The following is a 20,733-nucleotide window of genomic DNA, read 5'->3' on the forward strand; positions in this document are numbered from 1 at the left end:
GGGCGGCTCCGGCTTGCCTGATAATGGCTTTTCTGATTTATTCCCCTAACGCCATCCGCTATACCATCGCTTTCAGGACGACTGCTGTATGACCGACTATTCCGTGCTTCTGGTGTTTCTTTCCACCTGCCTGTTTGTGTCCGCCACGCCGGGCATGTGCATGACGCTGGCGTTGACCATGGGATTGAGCATTGGATTGAAGCGCACCTTCTGGATGATGTGGGGCGAGTTGGTCGGTGTCGGCATTGTCTCCGTCGCCTCTGTCGTAGGCGTCGCCACGTTGATGCTGCAGTATCCGCAAGTGTTCGCCGTGCTGAAGTACGTCGGGGGCGCTTACCTCGCCTACCTTGGCGTACAAATGTGGCTGTCCCGGGGCAAAATGGCCATTCCCGAGAAGATGGAGGACTCCCGCATCGCCAGTCCCACAGAGCTGGCTACGCAGGGCTTTGTGACGGCGATTTCCAACCCCAAGGGCTGGGCGTTCATGGTGTCGCTGTTGCCGCCCTTTATCTCCACCGACGCGCCCATGGCGCCGCAACTGGCGACCTTGGTGTCAATCTTGTTGATCGTGGAGTTTTTCTGTCTGGTGCTGTACGCCAGCGGCGGCCGCACGCTGCGTCACTTCCTGATGCAAGGCGATAACGTCCGCTTGTTAAACCGCATCGCCGGAACCCTGATGATCGGCGTCGGAGCCTGGCTGGCGTTTTTCTGATGCAGGTTTTCAGACGTCAGGAGGTTTGCGGCGTAACAGGAATTCTATAGCTCAGCGCCGCCGCCAGATCCCGTTTGGAGGTTTCCCAGTACGCAGCGACGGAGGAAGCCAGCTCCAGCATTTTATGTGCGGGCGCAGGCAGGTCGTTGAGATCGCCGGTATCCAGCAGGTTTTTCATTTCATGCCCCAGTTCCGTATCCCCAAGGATGACAATCCGACGCTGAAAAAATAAGGTGTCAGGGTCCATTTTACGCCCGGCGATCAGTGCAAAAGCGGCGGAGTCTCCACGAATTTCCGTATCTGCCGTTTCCGTCCGCGCCACTTGAATTGAACGATCCGCGCCGAGACTGATGCTCCAGCTGGCGTCCAGATCCACCACCGTGATTTTGATCCAGCGGTTAACGAGTGAGTCAAAGTCCCCTTCCCTGATCGCTTCGCCGTAACTGTCTTGCAACAGTTTACGCAACAGCGCGGCCTGTAATGCGAACGGCGTTCGCGTCAGCGGTTGCAGCAAGTAATGACCCGGGCGCCGCACCACGTCCGTCAACGGCGGCAGCGCAGCGGCAAGCTCTCTGGATAATTGCAGCGGGCTCTTCAACATGAACTTCGGTCTCCCTTATCGCAGCGTTAAGTCGTCGTTATTAAATAGACTCATGACCAGAAGCATCTTGATTTCCATCAAATCCCCTGCACAGCGCATTTGCTACCTTACCCGCATTTGCCGCCCTGGGAGTATGCAATGGAGCTGGTTTGTCCGGCGGGAAGTCCTCCCGCTCTTCGCGCCGCCGTAGATAACGGCGCCGACGCTGTTTACATTGGATTCAAAGACGATACCAACGCCCGCCATTTCGCCGGGCTGAATTTTGACGACGCCAAAGCCCAACAGGCGCTGGCTTACGCACGCGACCGCGGCGTAAAGCTCTTCGTCGCCATCAACACCTATGCGCAATCACAAGGTTGGGAGCGCTGGCGCAATGCGGTGGATAAAGTCGCCGGCTTGCGGGCGGACGCCCTGATCGCCGCGGACATTGGGGTCATGGATTACGCCGCCCGCCAGTATCCCCAGCTTAATCTGCATCTCTCTGTACAAGGCTCCGCCACCAACTATGAAGCGCTGCGCTTCTACCACAGCCGTTTCAATATCAAACGGGCGGTCCTGCCCAGGGTATTGTCCTTGCCACAGGTCCGCCAGGTGGCGTCGCACAGCCCGGTTGATCTGGAGGTCTTCGCTTTCGGCAGCCTGTGCATCATGGCCGAGGGACGTTGCTATATGTCGTCCTATATGACTGGTGAATCGCCCAATAACAGCGGCGCCTGCTCGCCCGCAAAATTCGTGAAGTGGGAGCAGAAAGATGGACGCCTGGAGTCCCGCCTGAACGGCTCTCTCATTGATCGCTTCGAAGCGGACGAAAACGCCGGCTATCCCACGTTATGCAAAGGGCGCTTTGACGCCGGCGGCAGCCATGCTTTCCACGTTTTTGAAGAGCCGACCAGCCTGAATACCCTCGACCTCATTCCAGAACTCGCCGCGACCGGCGTCAAGGCGGTGAAAATAGAAGGCCGGCAGCGCAGCCCTTCTTACGTCGCACAGGTCGTGTCCACTTGGCGTCAGGCCCTGGATTGCTTCCATCGCGATCCTGCCGCATTCCGTTGCCAGCAAGACTGGCTGGAGGCGCTACAAGAGTTGTCAGAGGGCGCGCAAACCACATTGGGCGCCTATTCGCGTCCCTGGCAATAAATCAGCGGACGCATATCTCAGCTCGCGTATGCCCGAACCACCAACAGAAGGCGCAGTACTATGAAAATCTCTCTGGGTCCCCTGCCTTATTTCTGGCCGAAAGACATGGTCGTTCAATTCTATTCCCAGGTCGCCGCCGCGCCGGTCGATATTGTTTATCTGGGAGAAACCGTCTGTTCCAAGCGCCGGGAGATGAACTTGCGCGATTGGCTGGACATCGCTGACTCACTGCTCGATGCGGGAAAAGAGGTGGCGCTCTCCACCCTGGCGTTAATAGAAGCGGAGTCGGAATTGAAGTCCTTGCGCGCTATCTGCAAAGCGGCCAACGCAAACGAACGCCTGAGCGTGGAAGCCAATGACATGGCCGCGGCGCACCTGATGTCGGAAGCCGGCAAACCGTTCATCGCCGGCCCTTACCTGAACCTTTACAACGCACCGGCGCTGGCAATCATGCAACAGGCGGGCGCCAAACGCTGGACGCCGCCGATGGAAATCAGCCGTCACGCGCTGGAAGGAGTTCTGGGGAATCTCGCTACGCCCATTGAAACCGAGCTGTTCGCCTACGGTCATCTCCCCCTTGCGCTCTCCGCACGCTGCTTCACAGCAAGATCGGAAGGATTGCCCAAGGACGACTGTCGTTTCGTCTGCAAGAAATACCCGCAAGGTATTCCCACACGGAGCCAGGAAGGCGAAACCTTGTTCAACCTCAACGGTATTCAGACGCAGTCCGGCAAGTGTTATCACCTGCTGAATCAATGGCGTGATCTGCAACATGCGGGCGTGAACGTAATTCGTCTGAGTCCCGAATCGCCGGATACGCTTCAGATCGTAGAGAGTTTAGCGCTGGCGCTAAAACAGGAACAGGACAAGGTCCTGCCCTACCAGCTCAACCATAGCAACGGTTACTGGAGCCGAATCCCAGGCATGGAGCTGGCGGCGGGACCGCAGGAAACGCCTCATCTCTCCTGAGGCTTATCCCATAGATAAAATCAGGATTAAAAATATCCCTGCATGATTTTGTCGACGTCGATTTTTTTCAGGCCCTCGCTGAACACCTTGGCTAGCTCTTCCCCACGAGGGCCTTTTTTGAAGCAGATATAGAGCTTCTTGTCTTCCAGTAACGTCGGGTTGAACTCAATCGCGTCAGCGGCGGATTTAAGGCTGGCCTCAGTAGATAACAGGTATTTCATAACGTTTTTGTCCACTACAGCCAGATCGATACGGTCCGACACCAGCTTCATCAGGTTCTTTACGTCATCTCCCGCTTCGCTCGCGTTGAGCTGTTTGTTGGCCACCATGTCGTCAAACTCGGCGGTATTCACATAGCCGCTGACCACGCCGATACGATATTTGGCGAGATCCGGCAACGCCGACCAGTCAATCTGATGATTTTTGCGCTGGGCGAAACCCAAAGGGCCTGAGCCCATTGGCTCGGACAGGATAAAGTCGTCTTCCAGCTCTTTGGCGTAGTACTCAGGGAAGTAGCCGTCATAGGCCGGATCGTTCTTGGCAAGAGCTACCGCGCGCTTCCAGGGATAGAACTTCACCTCCAGCGTGTAACCCATGGCGGCGAACGCTTCTTTGGCCACCGCCGCGCTGGCGCCCTGGTTGGCCAGGCCTTCCGAGGTATAGGGCGGCCAGTCCAGGGACGTCAGTTGCACGTTTTTACCTTCAGCCCTCACCTCAAAACCTACAGCGGCGATAAAGACCGTCAAAACAGATAGAATAAGGCGCTTCATTAAAGCCTCCTAATTGCGTTGTTCACAGGCGTCATTTCGTCACTTCTGGCTAAAGTATAGACATTAAGTCTTAGACCGGAATTGACGTTGGCCAAGCAATCCACTTTAATCGCGGGGTTGGAGAGGGTCATACGTTAAACGTTGCCAGAAAAGTCACTTTTCCCGCGATTTTCGCGGAGTCACAGAGTCAGGGTCATACACATTGAGCAAACCGCCCATTCTTACGCTTGCCGACATCACCAAACGCTTTGATACGCAAGAAGTGCTGTCGGGCTTCAACTTGAGCATTGAAGACGGAGAATTCTTTACGATTTTGGGGCCGTCAGGCTGCGGCAAAACCACCGTGCTGCGCCTGATCGCCGGATTTGAGGGCGCGGATGAAGGGCGCATCATGCTGAATGGGCAGGATGTTTCCAAGCTGTCTGCGGAAAAGCGGCCGGTGAATACGGTGTTTCAGAGTTACGCCCTGTTCCCCCACATGACCGTGTTCGACAATGTGGCTTTCGGTTTGAAAATGGCCAAAGTCAGCAAACCGGAAATCGCCGAACGCGTAAAAGAAGCGTTAGCCACTGTGCGTCTGTCTGATTTCGCCACGCGTAAACCCCATCAGTTGTCAGGCGGCCAGAAACAGCGCGTCGCCATCGCCCGCGCCGTCGTAAACCGCCCCAAAGTATTGTTGCTGGACGAATCCCTCAGCGCCCTGGATTATAAATTGCGTCAACAGATGCAGATGGAGCTGAAACAGCTGCAGCGCAAGCTGGGCATTACCTTTATCTATGTAACCCACGACCAGGAAGAAGCCCTGTCCATGTCCGACCGCGTTCTGGTCATGCACAATGGTCAGGCGCAACAGGTAGGGACGCCGCGTGAAATATATGAGTGTCCCAATAATCTGTTCGTCGCCAGCTTCATTGGGGAAATCAACGTATTCAACGCGGAAATCCTGGAAAGCCTGGGCGATTACCGCTATGTCGCCGCAATGGACGGCTTCAAGCGGGAGATTCACGCAGACCGCCGTTTCGAGGCGGGCGACAAAGTACATGTATTGCTGCGTCCGGAAGACTTGAGGATTGAATATCTGGAGGACGCGCCAGATCGTCCCGGTTTCTCAGGGAAAGTCTTGGAGCGTAATTACACTGGACAGACTCTGGACTCGCAGATTCAGTTGCCGTCAGGACAAACCATCATGGCCAGTGAGTTCTTTGATGAGGACGATCCTGACTTCGACTACAGCATCAATCAGAAAGTCTGGGTCGATTGGGTGCATGGCTGGGAACACGTGATCAAAGCGGAGTCCTGACGTGAGCCAATCGCCTTTTCGCCGTTTCATCATCATTTTGACGCTGGCCTGGCTGGCGTTGTTCGTTCTGGCGCCCCACTTTCTGGTAGTGCTGACCAGCGTGATGACGCCTGACTCCGAGCATCTGGCGGTCTGGCCGATGACGCTGGACGCCTACGCCCGTATCTGGGAACCGTTATACGCCGACGTTTTCTGGCAGAGTCTGGCGCTGTCCGCCAAGGCGACGCTGATCTGTCTGTTGCTCGGCTACCCGTTCGCCTACATTGTCGCCAAGATGTCGCCAGCCTGGCGCGCCTTCATGATGTTCCTGATGATCATCCCCTTTTGGACCAACAGCCTGATCCGTACCTACGCCATCAAGCTTTTGCTTGGCAATAAGGGGCTGTTCAACTGGGTGCTGGAGGCCATTGGCGTCATCGACGCTCCCATTCAGATGATTTATACCGAGTTCGCGGTCGTGTTCGGTCTGACTTACATCCTGCTGCCTTTTATGGCGCTGCCGTTGATTTCCAGTTTCGACAAGCTGGATAAAGATCTGATCGAAGCCGGCCACGATCTGGGCGCGGGATTCTGGCAGCGCTTCTATCATATCGTGTTGCCGCTCACCATGCCGGGCGTGGTTGCAGGTTGCCTGATCGTATTCCTGCCCGCCATGGGCATGTTCTATGTGGCGGACCTGCTCGGCGGCGCCAAGAACCTGCTGTTGGGCAACATCATCAAGAATCAGTTCCTGGTGGTGCGGGACTGGCCGTTCGGCTCCGCTTTCAGCGTCACGCTGATTGTCATCATGGGGATGATGTTATGGCTGTATTACGCCGCCAACAAAAAAGTGCAGCGCATGGGAGGCCTCGATGACCAGAATCTTTAAATCCGGTTTTCTGGGACTGATCTTCCTGTACCTGTATCTGCCCATCCTGGTGCTGGTGGTCAACTCGTTCAATGAATCCAAGTACGGCTATGACTGGAAAGGCTTCTCCTGGCGCTGGTATGAAAAGCTGTGGAATAACGATGCGCTGATGGACGCCTTCGGCAATTCTTTGCTTATCGCCTGTCTGTCCGCGACGGCGGCGACCGTCATTGGGGCGTTAATGGCGCTGGCGATTTATCGCTATAAGTTTCCCCTCAAGAAAACCGCCGGCAGCTTGTTGTTCGTGGTGATGATGTCGCCGGATATCGTCCTGGCGATAACCTTCCTGGTTATTTTTATCGCACTGGGAATTCAGCTGGGATTCTGGTCCCTGCTGATCGCTCACATCACGTTCTGCCTGCCTTTTGTGGTAATTACCGTTTACGCTCAGCTGAAAGGGTTTGACGATAATCTACTGGAAGCGGCGCAGGATTTAGGCGCCAGTGAAAGCCGCATCTTTCGCCTGATCATTTTACCGATTATCCTGCCCGCGGTTATTTCCGGCTGGCTGCTGAGTTTCACACTGTCTTTGGACGATGTCATTATCAGCTCATTCGTGACCGGACCCGGTTTTGAGATTCTGCCCATTCGGGTGTTCTCAATGGTGAAGGTGGGCATTTCGCCCGAGGTGAATGTGTTGGCCACAGTATTGCTGTTTATTTCTTTAACTCTTGTCACGGTGGTGACGCTACTTATGAAAAGGAAAACCGAAGCATGAAAAAAACCTCCTTTGTAACTGGCTTCCTCTTCGCGGCAGGCTTCCTGTTCGCCGCTATTGGCACAGCCCGGGCGGCGGAGAAAGTGGTCGTGTACAACTGGACCGAATACATACCAGAAGGCGTACTGGACGAGTTCACCGCCAAGACCGGCATCGAAGTGGAGTACGCCACTTACGAAAGCAACGAGGTCATGTACGCCAAAGTCCAACTACAAAAGGGCAAAGGCTACGACGTGGTGGTGCCGTCCGGTTACTACATTTCGAAAATGCGCAAAGAAGGTTTGCTGGCGCCCATCGATAAGTCCAAGCTTTCCAACTTCAAGCATCTGGACCCGAACCTGTTGAACAAACCCTACGACCCGGATAACCAATACAGTATCCCTTACACCTGGGGCAGCACGGGCATTGGCATTAACGCGGAAGCGATCGATCCCAAGAGCATCACCTCCTGGAAAGACCTGTGGGACCCAAAATGGAAAGGCAGCCTGCTGCTGACGGACGATGTTCGCGAAGTGTTCCACATGGCGTTGAAAATCAACGGCCACTCCGGCAACTCCACTGATCCTGCGGAAATCAAGCAAGCTTATGAGCTGCTGAAAACCCTCATGCCCAACGTATTGGTGTATAACTCAGACGCGCCCCGCGAGCCTTATATGGCTGGTGACGTCAACCTGGGTATGATCTGGAACGGTGAAGTGATTCAGGCGCAACAGGAAAACCCGGACATTCAGTATATCTATCCCAAAGAAGGCGCCGCATTCTGGGTGGATAGCTTCGCCATTCCCGCTGGCGCCGAGCACAAGGAAAATGCGCTCAAGTTCATCGATTTCATGCTGCAGCCGGAAATCGCCAAGCGCTGCGTGGAATTTATCGGCTACGCCACTCCTAACAAGTCAGCGCTGAACCTGCTGGATGAAAAACTGCGCAACAATCAAACCATCTTCCCTCCCGCTGAAGTCATCCAGAAAGGCGACTTCCAGCAGGACGTAGGCGAAGCCATGGAAATTTATAACGATTACTGGCAGAAGCTGAAAACCGGCAACTGATCCTGATCTGCAAGCAAGTCGGAAGATTACTCCGGCTTGCTTGCCTCCACTCCGCTATCCTCTCCCGATTTACTTTCACCGTCATTACGACGACATAGACTCGCCTGACGTTCGCTGGGCTGAAACCCCAAAGATTCGTAGATACGCGCTGCGTGGTAGTTTTCGTCCGCCACCATGACCAATGTATCCGCCCGATCAAAACCCGCTTTCGCCACGGCATGCACCAGCGTGTGGCAAATTCCCTGGCTTCGGTGGGAAGACTTGGTCAACACATTCTGAAACCGGCCAATACGCTCATCAAAAAAAAGACCGACACTGCCCACTAACTCTCCCTGCTGAAACGCGCCGAACCAATCTCCTCTTCCTGCAGCGATCATGCTCCGATACATATCACGAACGCCTTGCAGGTAAGCGACATAGTCCTCCTTCGGCTGATCAATATCCCGCTCCTGCAACTCAAGCTCATACCAGGCGCGCCAATCCTCTTCTGATTGCAGCATCCGCACATCAATATCAGCGTTAACTTTTTGTGGTTCTAACAATGCCGTTCGCTTCGCAGTGAGGACCGCACATTCCATGTACTCATAACCCCGCTGCATAAAACCGCTCATATCAGCCCCATCCTCGTCGCCGCTGACGCGCCACTGAAACGCAAAATGCTTAATCCTCGGCGGCGCGCCAACATAACGCGCAAAGTCCAACTCCAGATCACTCCACTGCCCCGCCTGCGGCGGCGCCTTCAACAACAGATAATTGCCAAAGTAATAATTCGGATTGCTCGGCGTGGTAATCACAACATATCGACCCACATCCTCGACCAAACCGGAATACCGGCTGAACATCAAATCAGTCTGTAATCCAAGGCTTGGCATAGGGAGCTCCCAAGAGGTTCGGCCAACAGTTACGAATTACGTTTATTAAAGCACTCTGCCAAAATGTCTCAATCCCCCAGCCACTTGTACATAACCAAAGCATCCACCAGTCCAAGCTTTGAGTGACGGAAGGCTTTGGGAAGGCGGCCGGCGATGTCATAGCCCAACTTGCGCCACAGATTAACCGCGACTTCATTGGTGGATACCACAAAATTAAATTGCATGGCTTTGTACCCATATTTTTTCGCCATGGCCTGCGAGTGTTCGCATAGGGACGCCGCCACGCCTTTGCCACGGGCGGCCTCCGCCACCATATAGCCGCAATTGCTGACATGAGAACCTAATCCCAATTGATTTTGCTTCAAGTAATAGGTTCCCAAGACTGTATCGCCCTCAACTGCGACATAGGTTTTCTGTGGCTGGCGCAACCATAATTCGTAGGCTTCCTCTTTACTTGTGTCAGGGGCGTAAGCATAGGTTTCTCCCGCGACAGCCACAGAGTGAAATATCCGCCAAATCTGCTCAAAGTCCTGTTCTAACGCCTCTCTTATTTCCATGAATGCCTCGTTGTCACATGTTTCGCTTTTCCTGTAACCGCTTATTTAAGCGGGACCATTTGGAAGCATAACGGAATATCCACGGTCTAAAAAAGAGTAAGAAGTATCTATTTTGACAAAAATACTGTTTTTATATACAGTATTTTTATTTCAACTTAATCCTACTCAGATAATGAACAAATCAGGGCTAGAACAAGCTATTAATCAAGGCCAAGTATGGCGGGGAAGGCATTTCTCCTCAGCCCCCATAAAGGGTCTGGACACCGGCTTTCCTTCTTTGAATCAGGCATTGGCGGATGGTGGATGGCCAGCGGATGGCGTCACCGAAATAGGATATAGATCACTAGGTATGGGAGAGGTCAGCCTTTTGTTTCCGGCTTTGGCTTCATTAAGCCATCAAGACCAGTGGATACTGTGGGTAGCGCCGCCGTATCCCCTATATGCGCCAGCATTAATTAATAGCGGTTTGAGTCTCTACAACAACCTGATAACTCAACCTCAATCTCGCCGAGATTTGCTCTGGTCAATCGAAGAAAGTCTGAAAAGCTCATCGTCCGCCGCGGTATTGGCGTGGCCTGGCGGCATGCGGCCGGAACACGTGCGTCGACTACAGATTATTGCGGCTCAACAGCAAAAGCCGTGCTTCTTGTTTCAGGATAGACAGTACGCCAACTCACCCAGCTCATTGAGAATTCGTTTAAATATGCTCTCTCAAGGAGTCTTATGCGTGGAGATCCTAAAACAACGTAGAGGGTGGACGGTATCCAAAGTAGCCATAGACTCGCTACATCCGCCCTCTCTTTTTAGGCGCCCCTCATTTCACACGGAAGCTGAAAACGACGCTCACAGAAAAAGGTCCCAATAAGTTCAAAGGCGGTATGATCTTATGCGATGGTTATATCTTTACTTCCCACACCTGTATGCAGAAACGTGGAGTCCAGACTTCAGAGAAACCACTCCCATTGCCCTGGTTCATGAAGGCGCCTCTGTCATTGTTGACGCAAACGCGAGCGCGTCGCGCTCGGGCGTGGATCCTGGGATGCTCTTAAACACAGCATTCTGCCTATGCTCCCCCCTACAGGTTCTCCCCATCAAACCCCACAAGCAAACTCAAGCAATGCATCGAGCAGCGCAAATTGCTAACCGCTTTTCCTCTTGGATAAGCCTGGACGAGCCTGACGGTATGTACCTGGAAGTCGCCTCAATGAAACGCCTGTATACAAGCCCTTCGCTGTTGCGTCAGGACATTCAGCAGGCATTTTCAGCCCTTGGCGTTACCGTGTTGACCGCAACAGCGCCCCACCCCAAAGCAGCCCGTCTCCTTGCTCGCTCAAACATAGAAAAAGACGTTAACGCTGAGAATTTTTGGCGAGCGCTCAAGCTCCTGAAATTAGATCGCTTGAAGCTGGAAAGCCGCATCGAATATAAGCTGCGCAAGGTGGGTCTAAAAACCATTTATGATATCGCCAAACTTCCAAGCTGCGATCTTGCGTATCGAATCGATGCAGACCTTGCTTTGTATCTTGACCACGCTCTTGGCCGCAAACCTTGGCGGCCTTCGCCTTTCACTCCTCCAAGCCGTTTCAAAAAGCGGCTGGACCTGGAGCAAGAATTTGAAAGCCTACAGCCTTTACTCTTCTACTTAGCCAAAGCCATTAAAGAGTTCTGCCTTTTTTTACAGGAGCGCTGCCTGATTAGCCAGACCTTGGAAGTACGCCTTATTCATCGCCATCAACCGCCGACCTTAGAGAGCATCAGACTTGCGCAGGGAGATAACCGGCCCGACTCCTGGTTATACATCCTGAATAAGAGCCTGGAAAGAATAGAGCTGTCCGCGCCAGTTGTAATGGTTGAGCTTTCCGCCTCCAACTTTGAAGAAGCGCCCCAACAGTCAGAGTATTTATTCGCCCATTTCAACGAAAATATCGCTGCTGAAAAAACGCGCTTACTCAATAGGCTGGCTGCGCGGCTGGGCTCCGACCACGTGCATTTTCTTAGCCTGACCACCGACCATAGGCCGGAACTAAAAACCCAACAAACACCTCTACCCGCGATTGTAAAACACCCACTTTCACGCACCTCATCACAGCCGATTTGGCTGCTGCCTTCGGCGCAGCCTATCAATATTGAGACTTATAAACTGCTTCATGGGCCACTACGCATAGATTCCGGCTGGTGGGATAAATATGCCGTTAGGCGGGACTACTATGTCGCCGTCACCCCTACCAATAGTTTGCACTGGATTTTTCATACCCCTGAAAATCAGTGGTTCCGGCACGGTTTTTTTTCCTGAATCAGCAGTTATTCCATGTCTTTTGCCGAACTCCATTGCATAAGCAACTATTCATTTCTAAAAGGCGCATCTCATCCTGAAGAGCTAGTGCAACAAGCCATTGAACAGGGTTATAGCGCTGTGGCGATCACGGACGAGTGCTCCGTCGCCGGCGTAGTCAAAGCGTGGCGAGAGCTACGCCGACTAAGGGAAGAAACTCCTGATGCTTCAGCTTTTAAGCTGATCATTGGCAGCGAGTTTCAATCTGAAGGAAATTGCTTTGTCGTACTGGCGCCTCATAAAAAAGCTTATGGCGAACTCTGTCGCTTTATTACCGACTGCCGGAGAAAAGCAGAAAAAGGCGACTATCAATTTTCACCTCATGACCTTAATGAAAGCGTCAAGCAAGGTCTCCTACTTTGGCGCCCCAAACAAAGCGATCAAGAGTTTATCCCAGCGTTAGCACAAGCATTCTCTGGCCGTCTATGGCTATTGTTGGAGCTATCCCTATCAGAAGAGGACAGCTCAAAGCGAGAGCTTATACAAACACTATCCGACGCCTATAGTCTTCCTGTTGTGTGCAGCAATGAAGTCATGATGCATACGCCTGAGCGAAAGCCGCTTCACGACGCACTGACAGCAATTCGTCTCAATCAATCAGTGGACTCTATAAAAGAGCGCTTGGCGCCTAATGCGGAAAACTATTTGCGCCCTTTAAGTGAAATCCATGAGATCTATCCCACTAGCGCAATACAAGAGAGCCTGAAGATCGCAGCGAAGTGCACATTTGAGTTAAATGAAATTCGTTACCAATATCCCACGGAAGTCGTTCCCAAAGGAGACGACCCCAGCGCTTATCTACGTCGCCTGACTTATGAAGGGGCGCACCTTCGTTATCCACAAGGTATACCTGAGGCGGTTTTAGCTACGCTGGAGAAAGAACTAAAGATCATCAGTGAGTTGCAATATGAGTATTACTTCCTAACTATTTTCGACATTGTCGATTACGCGAAAAAATCAGACATTCTCTGTCAGGGAAGAGGCTCGGCCGCAAACTCTGTGGTTTGCTATTGTCTTGGTATAACCGCTGTTGATCCCACCAAAGCCAGCCTTCTTTTTGAACGATTTATATCCAAGGGACGTGACGAGCCACCAGATATTGATGTGGATTTCGAAAATGCGCGTAGAGAAGAAGTTATCCAATATCTTTACCGGCGCTACGGCCGTGAGCGCTGCGCCATTGCTGCGACCATAATCACTTATCGTCCCAAAAGCGCAATAAGAGACTTGGGTAAAGCCCTAGGAGTCGATTTATTGCAGCTCGAAAATGTGATCGCTAACTATGGTTGGCGATATCGAGGACAGAACTGGATAGATGAAGTCATCACGCCTCAGGTTTCTCAGGACAATCATATCCTGACATGTTTTAAAGAGTTGCTACCTGAACTGCTAGGCTTCCCAAGACACTTATCTCAGCACGTAGGCGGCTTTGTTTTATCTGCAGGCCCTTTAGTTGAACTGGTCCCAATAGAAAATGCCGCAATGGAAGAGCGCACAGTCATACAGTGGGACAAAGACGATCTTGAGTCTCTTGGATTAATGAAAGTCGATGTGTTGGCGCTAGGCATGCTGACAGCACTAAAAAAATGTACGACATATATTAGTGAAATAACGGGAAAGACGTTTTCTTTGGAAAGCATTCCCAAAGATGATGACTCCCAAGTTTATAAGATGTTGCAGCAAGCTGACACAGTTGGACTCTTTCAGGTTGAGTCTCGCGCCCAAATGAACATGCTTCCTCGTCTCAGGCCCGAAAAGTACTATGATCTTGTGGTGCAAGTGGCGATTGTCAGGCCTGGGCCGATCCATGGCGATATGGTCCACCCCTATCTACGTAGACGACATAATCTGGAAGATCCCGAAGACGTCCCATTATCTGAGCTAAAACCCATTCTGGAGCGTACTTTCGGCGTTCCCATCTTTCAGGAACAGGTTATCGCCATAGCCATTGTAGGGGCTGGTTTCACTTCCGAAGAAGCAGAAGAGCTAAGGCGCTCTATGGCTAGCTGGAAACGCCGCGGGCATATGGGCAAGTTAATGGATAAACTGATAACCAATCTGCTTAACAAAGGCGTACCCCAAGAATATATCCAGCGGTTATGCAGACAAATAGAAGGCTTCGGCGAATACGGCTTTCCTGAGTCCCATGCCGCCAGTTTTGCGCTGCTGGCCTATCATTCGGGCTGGCTTAAATACTATTACCCTTCTGCTTTTTGCTGCGCACTATTGAACAGCCAGCCGATGGGCTTTTATGCTCCTTGGCAATTAGTCCAAGACGCTCAACGACATGGCGTTATCGTCTTACCCGTTGATATCAATAATAGTTACCGGGAGCACCGTCTAGAGCCACACACCAACAACACAAAAGAAGGCGCTTTACGGTTAGGATTCAAGCTCGTTAAAGGGTTATCAGAAGAAGCCGTCGCCTCCATTATTCAACATAGAACTGACGAGGGTTTTACTTCACTCGCTCAGGTAATGCATCTTCCAAGAGTAACTAGAGAAGACCTTGAAGCCCTTGCCTCCGCCAACGCTCTGACTTCGTTGGGCGACAATAGATATCAGCAACGTTGGGAGTGCTCAGGTTTTCTTTATTACTATCAACTCTTCTCCGAGTTTGAATACAGAGGCGTAGACTTCAAGCCTCCCGATCGTCTGGACAGCATTTATGAAGATCATGCCAGCACAGGCGTAGTGCTAGGTGACCACCCCCTAGCCTATCTTCGAGAAGCCAATCTAATTCCTCACCGCTTAACGGCGGCTGAACTGCTAAAACAAAAAGCCGGCCTCAAGACCCATGTCGCAGGCGTCGTCATCAACAGACAACGCCCAAAAACCTCGACCGGGGTCACTTTTCTCACCCTGGAAGATGAGACGGGCTCAATCAATATCATTGTCTGGAAAAGAACTGCGATGGCGCAGATGGACGCTCTCGTCAAGGCGCGGCTGCTGATGGTGTACGGGGAGATCGACAAGGATGACGAAGGGAGGATCGCGCACGTCATCGCCCACCGGCTGATAGACCTGACGTCACATCTGGAAGGCCTGGAGTCGCCCTCGCGGGACTTTCACTGAGCTGGGGGGGTGCGGGAGGGAAGAGTCGTGGCGCAGGGCCGCACGGGAGGCCGTTTGCATGTCCTGCCCTGCGATAAATTTCAGACATAAAAAAACCCGCCACGAGGACGGGTTCTTCGTATTAAGAGCCTGACGACGACCTACTCTTGCATGGGTAATCCACACTACCATCGGCGCTGGACTGTTTCACTTCTGAGTTCGGAATGGGATCAGGTGGTTCCAGTCCGCTATGATCATCAGGCAAAACCGTTAAGCTTTGTCTTAGTCTAGCTTGTCTAGTTGGCGCTTGGTCAGAAGACCTTTAACTTGGATAAGCAGTTATACTCAATCAATACCGGTAAATTACTTCGGTGTTATATGGTCAAGCCTCTCGGGCAATTAGTACTGGTTAGCTCAACGACTCGCAGCGCTTACACACCCAGCCTATCAACCTCGTGGTCTACAAGGGCCCTTTAGGAGGATCAAGTCCTCAGGGAGATCTTATCTTGAAGGGGGCTTCCCGCTTAGATGCTTTCAGCGGTTATCCCGTCCGAACATAGCTACCGGGCAATGCGATTGGCATCACAACCCGAACACCAGCGGTTCGTTCACTCCGGTCCTCTCGTACTAGGAGCAACTCTCCTCAAATCTCCAACGTCCACGGCAGATAGGGACCGAACTGTCTCACGACGTTCTAAACCCAGCTCGCGTACCACTTTAAATGGCGAACAGCCATACCCTTGGGACCGGCTTCAGCCCCAGGATGTGATGAGCCGACATCGAGGTGCCAAACACCGCCGTCGATGTGAACTCTTGGGCGGTATCAGCCTGTTATCCCCGGAGTACCTTTTATCCGTTGAGCGATGGCCCTTCCATACAGAACCACCGGATCACTAAGACCTACTTTCGTACCTGCTCGACGTGTTTGTCTCGCAGTTAAGCGCGCTTTTGCCTTTACACTAACCGTACGATGTCCGACCGTACTTAGCGCACCTTCGTGCTCCTCCGTTACTCTTTTGGAGGAGACCGCCCCAGTCAAACTACCCACCACACAGTGTCCTCGACCGGGATTACCAGTCAGAGTTAGAACCTCAAACATGCCAGGGTGGTATTTCAAGGATGGCTCCACGAGAACTGGCGTCCTCGCTTCAAAGCCTCCCACCTATCCTACACAAGCAGGTTCAAAGTCCACTGTGAAGCTATAGTAAAGGTTCACGGGGTCTTTCCGTCTAGCCGCGGATACACTGCATCTTCACAGCGATTTCAATTTCACTGAGTCTCGGGTGGAGACAGCGCCCCCATCGTTACGCCATTCGTGCAGGTCGGAACTTACCCGACAAGGAATTTCGCTACCTTAGGACCGTTATAGTTACGGCCGCCGTTTACCGGGGCTTCGATCAAGAGCTTCGCTTACGCTAACCCCATCAATTAACCTTCCGGCACCGGGCAGGCGTCACACCCTATACGTCCACTTTCGTGTTTGCAGAGTGCTGTGTTTTTAATAAACAGTCGCAGGGGCCTGGTATCTTCGACCGCCTTCCGCTCCAGCCGCAGGGCCTTCACGTAATGACGGCGTGCCTTCTCCCGAAGTTACGGCACCATTTTGCCTAGTTCCTTCACCCGAGTTCTCTCAAGCGCCTTGGTATTCTCTACCTGACCACCTGTGTCGGTTTGGGGTACGGTTTTGTATTGCCTGAAGCTTAGAGGCTTTTCCTGGAAGCTGGGCATCAATCACTTCGCTCTCTTAAAGAGAGCTCGTCATCACCCCTCAGCATTGTGTGTCCGGATTTGCCTAAACACACTGCCTACAGGCTTAAACCTGGACTACCAATCCCAGGCTGACCTAGCCTTCTCCGTCCCCCCATCGCAGCAATACAAAGTATCGGAATTTTAACCGATTTCCCATCGACTACACCTTTCGGTCTCGCCTTAGGGGCCGACTCACCCTGCGCCGATTAGCGTTGCGCAGGAACCCTTGGTCTTCCGGCGTGCGGGTTTTTCACCCGCATTATCGTTACTCATGTCAGCATTCGCACTTCTGATACCTCCAGCATGCCTCTCGACACACCTTCATCAGCTTACAGAACGCTCCCCTACCACTCATCCATTGGATGAATCCGCAGCTTCGGCGCCATGTTTGAGCCCCGTTACATCTTCCGCGCAGGCCGACTCGACTAGTGAGCTATTACGCTTTCTTTAAAGGGTGGCTGCTTCTAAGCCAACCTCCTAGCTGTCTCTGCCTTCCCACATCGTTTCCCACTTAACATGGACTTGGGGGCCTTAGCTGGCGGTCTGGGTTGTTTCCCTCTTCACGACGGACGTTAGCACCCGCCGTGTGTCTCCCGGATATCACTCTACGGTATTCGGAGTTTGCATGGGGTTGGTAAGTCGAGATGACCCCCTAGCCCAAACAGTGCTCTACCCCCGTAGGCGTTCGTCCGAGGCGCTACCTAAATAGCTTTCGGGGAGAACCAGCTATCTCCGAGTTTGATTGGCCTTTCACCCCCAGCCACAAGTCATCCGAATCTTTTTCAACAGATTTCGGTTCGGTCCTCCAGTTGATGTTACTCAACCTTCAACCTGCCCATGGCTAGATCACTCGGTTTCGGGTCTACGCCTAGCGACTAATTCGCCCTATTCAGACTCGGTTTCCCTACGCCTCCCCTATTCGGTTAAGCTCGCCACTAAACGTAAGTCGCTGACCCATTATACAAAAGGTACGCAGTCACAGAATAAATCTGCTCCCACTGCTTGTACGCATACGGTTTCAGGTTCTATTTCACTCCCCTCACAGGGGTTCTTTTCGCCTTTCCCTCACGGTACTGGTTCACTATCGGTCAACTGGGAGTATTTAGCCTTGGAGGATGGTCCCCCCATATTCAGTCAAGATAACACGTGTCCCGACCTACTCGATTTCACTTTGATAAGATTTCAGATACGGGGCTGTCACCCACTATGGCCGCACTTTCCAGAGCGTTCTCCTATCTGTCACAAAGCTTAAGGGCTGTTCCCCGTTCGCTCGCCGCTACTGAGGGAATCTCGGTTGATTTCTTTTCCTCGGGGTACTTAGATGTTTCAGTTCCCCCGGTTCGCCTCCTACACCTATGGATTCAGTGCAGGATACCTGATAAATCAGGTGGGTTTCCCCATTCAGAGATCGCCGGGTCAAAGGTTATTTGCCACCTCGCCGACGCTTATCGCAGGCTTTCACGTCTTTCATCGCCTCCAGTTGCCAAGGCATCCACCGTATGCGCTTATTCACTTGACCATATAACCCGAAGTAATTTCATTACTGCCATCACTTCAAGCTATACAGCGCTGGTTTCACCGTAACAATAATTTGCCGATATTGCGCTTGAGTATAACTACTCAGTAAAACCTATCCGTTAAGTGACAAATAAACTTCATCTGTCACCACGTTGGTTTTTACTTTGCTTATCCAAATTGTTAAAGAGCTTCTCTGACCAAATGCCAGAAACCAATACAGTCATCTTTCTGAAACTTTCATGCTGTATTCGTTTCTATCATCTGAAACCGTCAGATTTCACTTACTTAATTGTCAACCGTACTACTACCATTCTGTGAATGGTGGAGCTGAGCGGGATCGAACCGCTGACCTCCTGCGTGCAAGGCAGGCGCTCTCCCAGCTGAGCTACAGCCCCATAATTTTCCTAATCAAACCTAGTTATTCACCAAGAACAAGGAAATTCTGGTGGGTCTGGGTGGACTTGAACCACCGACCTCACCCTTATCAGGGGTGCGCTCTAACCACCTGAGCTACAGACCCAGAACTTGCAATCTCTCGATTGCGTCACGGGTCTGATGACCCTTAAGTAAGCTCTCTACTCGCCAATCAAGCAATTTGTTGTGGACGCCAAACTGAGACAGTTGGATATCGTTTAAGGAGGTGATCCAGCCGCAGGTTCCCCTACGGCTACCTTGTTACGACTTCACCCCAGTCATGAATCACACCGTGGTAACCGTCCTCCCGAAGGTTAGACTAGCTACTTCTGGTGCAACCCACTCCCATGGTGTGACGGGCGGTGTGTACAAGGCCCGGGAACGTATTCACCGCGACATTCTGATTCGCGATTACTAGCGATTCCGACTTCATGGAGTCGAGTTGCAGACTCCAATCCGGACTACGAGACGCTTTAAGAGATTAGCTCCACCTCGCGGCTTGGCAACCCTCTGTACGCCCCATTGTAGCACGTGTGTAGCCCTGGCCGTAAGGGCCATGATGACTTGACGTCGTCCCCACCTTCCTCCGGTTTGTCACCGGCAGTCTCCCTAAAGTTCCCACCCGAAGTGCTGGCAAATAGGGACAAGGGTTGCGCTCGTTACGGGACTTAACCCAACATTTCACAACACGAGCTGACGACAGCCATGCAGCACCTGTCTCAGAGTTCCCGAAGGCACCAATCCATCTCTGGAAAGTTCTCTGGATGTCAAGGCCAGGTAAGGTTCTTCGCGTTGCTTCGAATTAAACCACATGCTCCACCGCTTGTGCGGGCCCCCGTCAATTCATTTGAGTTTTAACCTTGCGGCCGTACTCCCCAGGCGGAGAACTTATCGCGTTAGCTGCGCCACTAAAGTCTCTAAGGACCCCAACGGCTAGTTCTCATCGTTTACGGCGTGGACTACCAGGGTATCTAATCCTGTTTGCTCCCCACGCTTTCGCACCTCAGCGTCAGTTTTTGGCCAGAGGGCCGCCTTCGCCACTGGTATTCCTCCAGATCTCTACGCATTTCACCGCTACACCTGGAATTCTACCCTCCTCTCCAAAACTCTAGTCGCCCAGTTCTAAATGCAGTTCCCAGGTTGAGCCCGGGGATTTCACATCTAGCTTAAGCAACCGCCTACGCGCGCTTTACGCCCAGTAATTCCGATTAACGCTCGCACCCTCCGTATTACCGCGGCTGCTGGCACGGAGTTTGCCGGTGCTTCTTCTGTGGGTAACGTCAACTGCAGCTGATATTAGCAACTGCCCTTTCCTCCCCACTGAAAGTGCTTTACAACCCGAAGGCCTTCTTCACACACGCGGCATGGCTGGATCAGGGTTGCCCCCATTGTCCAATATTCCCCACTGCTGCCTCCCGTAGGAGTCTGGACCGTGTCTCAGTTCCAGTGTGACTGATCATCCTCTCAGACCAGTTACGGATCGTCGCCTTGGTAGGCTCTTACCCTACCAACTAGCTAATCCGACATAGGCTCATCTGTTAGCGCAAGGTCCGAAGATCCCCTGCTTTCCCCCGTAGGGCGTATGCGGTATTAATCCGAGTTTCCCCGGGCTATCCCCCTCTAACAGGCAGATTCCTATGCATTACTCACCCGTCCGCCGCTCGTCAGCTCCCGAAGGACTGTTACCGCTCGACTTGCATGTGTTAAGCCTGCCGCCAGCGTTCAATCTGAGCCATGATCAAACTCTTCAGTTTAAAGAGTGTGAATCATTAAGATTCTTAATCTTGCTCAAGTTAAAACTACTGTACTCTTGAGTGATTGCTCACTCATGAATTGTACGAGTCACTAACTTAAGACTTAATCTTTCCAGATCCGCCTCAGTTAGCGCCCACAACAAATTACTTGATTAACTTTTTAAAGAACTTTCTCTTCCGGAGACTCTCTCCGACCGAGGCGCGCATTCTACACTTTCGTTTCTCAGTGTCAACTCCTTTTTAGCGCCGCCGACTCTTTCGAACCAGCTCTTTCCCTCCCTTCCGACCGGCTTCCCCGTCGAAGTGGGGCGCATTATACGCCC

The 20,733-nt window shown here is 52.3% G+C and carries 14 protein-coding genes, 2 tRNA genes and 3 rRNA genes; 10 read left to right on the forward strand and 9 right to left on the reverse strand.

Features of this window, described 5'->3' with window-relative positions:
* The first annotated feature begins 88 nt into the window (after positions 1–88).
* Positions 89–712, forward strand: coding sequence for a LysE family translocator (locus EUZ85_RS22890; RefSeq protein ID WP_127972295.1), 624 nt, complete (start codon positions 89–91; stop codon positions 710–712).
* A gap of 16 nt (positions 713–728) precedes the next feature.
* Here EUZ85_RS22890 and EUZ85_RS22895 read toward each other — a convergent pair whose 3' ends face one another.
* Entirely contained in the window at positions 729–1,313 is a 585-nt protein-coding gene (locus EUZ85_RS22895) for an SCP2 domain-containing protein (RefSeq protein ID WP_127972297.1), read from the reverse strand.
* Positions 1,314–1,451: 138 nt separating this feature from the next.
* Between EUZ85_RS22895 and EUZ85_RS22900 the strand changes: the two genes are divergently transcribed.
* Together EUZ85_RS22900 and EUZ85_RS22905 are read left to right on the forward strand one after the other, a co-directional pair.
* On the forward strand, positions 1,452–2,450 hold the full coding sequence (locus tag EUZ85_RS22900; protein ID WP_127972300.1) for a peptidase U32 family protein: 999 nt from the start codon (positions 1,452–1,454) through the stop codon (positions 2,448–2,450).
* A 60-nt stretch (positions 2,451–2,510) separates the two neighbouring features.
* Complete coding sequence (locus tag EUZ85_RS22905; protein WP_127972302.1) at positions 2,511–3,419, forward strand: U32 family peptidase; 909 nt, start codon at positions 2,511–2,513, stop codon at positions 3,417–3,419.
* 26 nt (positions 3,420–3,445) lie between these two features.
* On the opposite strand, the gene EUZ85_RS22910 is transcribed toward EUZ85_RS22905, so the two are convergent.
* Positions 3,446–4,189: an ABC transporter substrate-binding protein gene (locus EUZ85_RS22910; RefSeq protein ID WP_127972303.1), complete on the reverse strand. Its 744-nt coding sequence runs from the start codon at positions 4,187–4,189 to the stop codon at positions 3,446–3,448.
* A gap of 202 nt (positions 4,190–4,391) precedes the next feature.
* On the opposite strand from EUZ85_RS22910, the gene potA reads away from it, so the two are divergent.
* Genes potA through EUZ85_RS22930 form a run of 4 tightly spaced genes read left to right on the forward strand, consistent with a single transcriptional unit; the run spans position 4,392 to position 8,160 of the window.
* On the forward strand, positions 4,392–5,489 hold the full coding sequence (gene potA / locus EUZ85_RS22915) for a spermidine/putrescine ABC transporter ATP-binding protein PotA (RefSeq protein ID WP_127972305.1): 1,098 nt from the start codon (positions 4,392–4,394) through the stop codon (positions 5,487–5,489).
* Position 5,490: 1 nt separating this feature from the next.
* Positions 5,491–6,357, forward strand: a complete 867-nt coding sequence (gene potB, locus EUZ85_RS22920; RefSeq protein ID WP_127972307.1) for a spermidine/putrescine ABC transporter permease PotB — start codon at positions 5,491–5,493, stop codon at positions 6,355–6,357.
* Positions 6,341–7,114: a spermidine/putrescine ABC transporter permease PotC gene (gene potC / locus EUZ85_RS22925; protein ID WP_127972309.1), complete on the forward strand. Its 774-nt coding sequence runs from the start codon at positions 6,341–6,343 to the stop codon at positions 7,112–7,114. The genes potB and potC overlap by 17 nt, the downstream gene beginning before the upstream one ends.
* Complete coding sequence (locus EUZ85_RS22930; RefSeq protein ID WP_127972311.1) at positions 7,111–8,160, forward strand: extracellular solute-binding protein; 1,050 nt, start codon at positions 7,111–7,113, stop codon at positions 8,158–8,160. The genes potC and EUZ85_RS22930 overlap by 4 nt, the downstream gene beginning before the upstream one ends.
* Positions 8,161–8,186: 26 nt before the next feature.
* Here EUZ85_RS22930 and EUZ85_RS22935 read toward each other — a convergent pair whose 3' ends face one another.
* Both EUZ85_RS22935 and EUZ85_RS22940 read right to left on the reverse strand, forming a co-directional pair.
* Positions 8,187–9,032 carry a GNAT family N-acetyltransferase gene (locus EUZ85_RS22935; protein WP_127972313.1) on the reverse strand — a complete coding sequence of 282 codons (846 nt, stop codon included), beginning with the start codon at positions 9,030–9,032 and terminating at the stop codon, positions 8,187–8,189.
* 68 nt (positions 9,033–9,100) lie between these two features.
* Positions 9,101–9,589: a GNAT family N-acetyltransferase gene (locus tag EUZ85_RS22940; protein ID WP_127972315.1), complete on the reverse strand. Its 489-nt coding sequence runs from the start codon at positions 9,587–9,589 to the stop codon at positions 9,101–9,103.
* A gap of 112 nt (positions 9,590–9,701) precedes the next feature.
* Here EUZ85_RS22940 and imuA point away from each other — a divergent pair, with 112 nt between their 5' ends.
* From imuA to EUZ85_RS22955, 3 genes are read left to right on the forward strand one after another with little or no spacing between them, the layout of a single operon-like run.
* Complete coding sequence (imuA, locus tag EUZ85_RS22945) at positions 9,702–10,454, forward strand: translesion DNA synthesis-associated protein ImuA (RefSeq protein ID WP_127972317.1); 753 nt, start codon at positions 9,702–9,704, stop codon at positions 10,452–10,454.
* A gap of 21 nt (positions 10,455–10,475) precedes the next feature.
* Positions 10,476–11,882, forward strand: a complete 1,407-nt coding sequence (locus EUZ85_RS22950; RefSeq protein WP_127972319.1) for a DNA polymerase Y family protein — start codon at positions 10,476–10,478, stop codon at positions 11,880–11,882.
* Positions 11,883–11,897: 15 nt separating this feature from the next.
* On the forward strand, positions 11,898–14,996 hold the full coding sequence (locus EUZ85_RS22955; protein ID WP_127972321.1) for an error-prone DNA polymerase: 3,099 nt from the start codon (positions 11,898–11,900) through the stop codon (positions 14,994–14,996).
* Between the two features lie 127 nt (positions 14,997–15,123).
* On the opposite strand, the gene rrf is transcribed toward EUZ85_RS22955, so the two are convergent.
* From rrf to EUZ85_RS22980, 5 genes are all read right to left on the reverse strand, one after another.
* A 5S ribosomal RNA gene (rrf, locus tag EUZ85_RS22960) occupies positions 15,124–15,237 on the reverse strand.
* A 116-nt stretch (positions 15,238–15,353) separates the two neighbouring features.
* Positions 15,354–18,243: ribosomal RNA gene (locus tag EUZ85_RS22965) — 23S ribosomal RNA — on the reverse strand.
* A gap of 318 nt (positions 18,244–18,561) precedes the next feature.
* A tRNA-Ala gene (locus EUZ85_RS22970) sits at positions 18,562–18,637 on the reverse strand.
* A 48-nt stretch (positions 18,638–18,685) separates the two neighbouring features.
* A tRNA-Ile gene (locus EUZ85_RS22975) sits at positions 18,686–18,762 on the reverse strand.
* A gap of 113 nt (positions 18,763–18,875) precedes the next feature.
* Positions 18,876–20,410: ribosomal RNA gene (locus tag EUZ85_RS22980) — 16S ribosomal RNA — on the reverse strand.
* Together the 16S, 23S and 5S rRNA genes with 2 tRNA genes alongside form the textbook arrangement of a ribosomal RNA operon.
* Positions 20,411–20,733 lie beyond the last annotated feature (323 nt).

It is taken from the genome of Hahella sp. KA22 (genome assembly GCF_004135205.1).
Lineage (GTDB): Bacteria > Pseudomonadota > Gammaproteobacteria > Pseudomonadales > Oleiphilaceae > Hahella.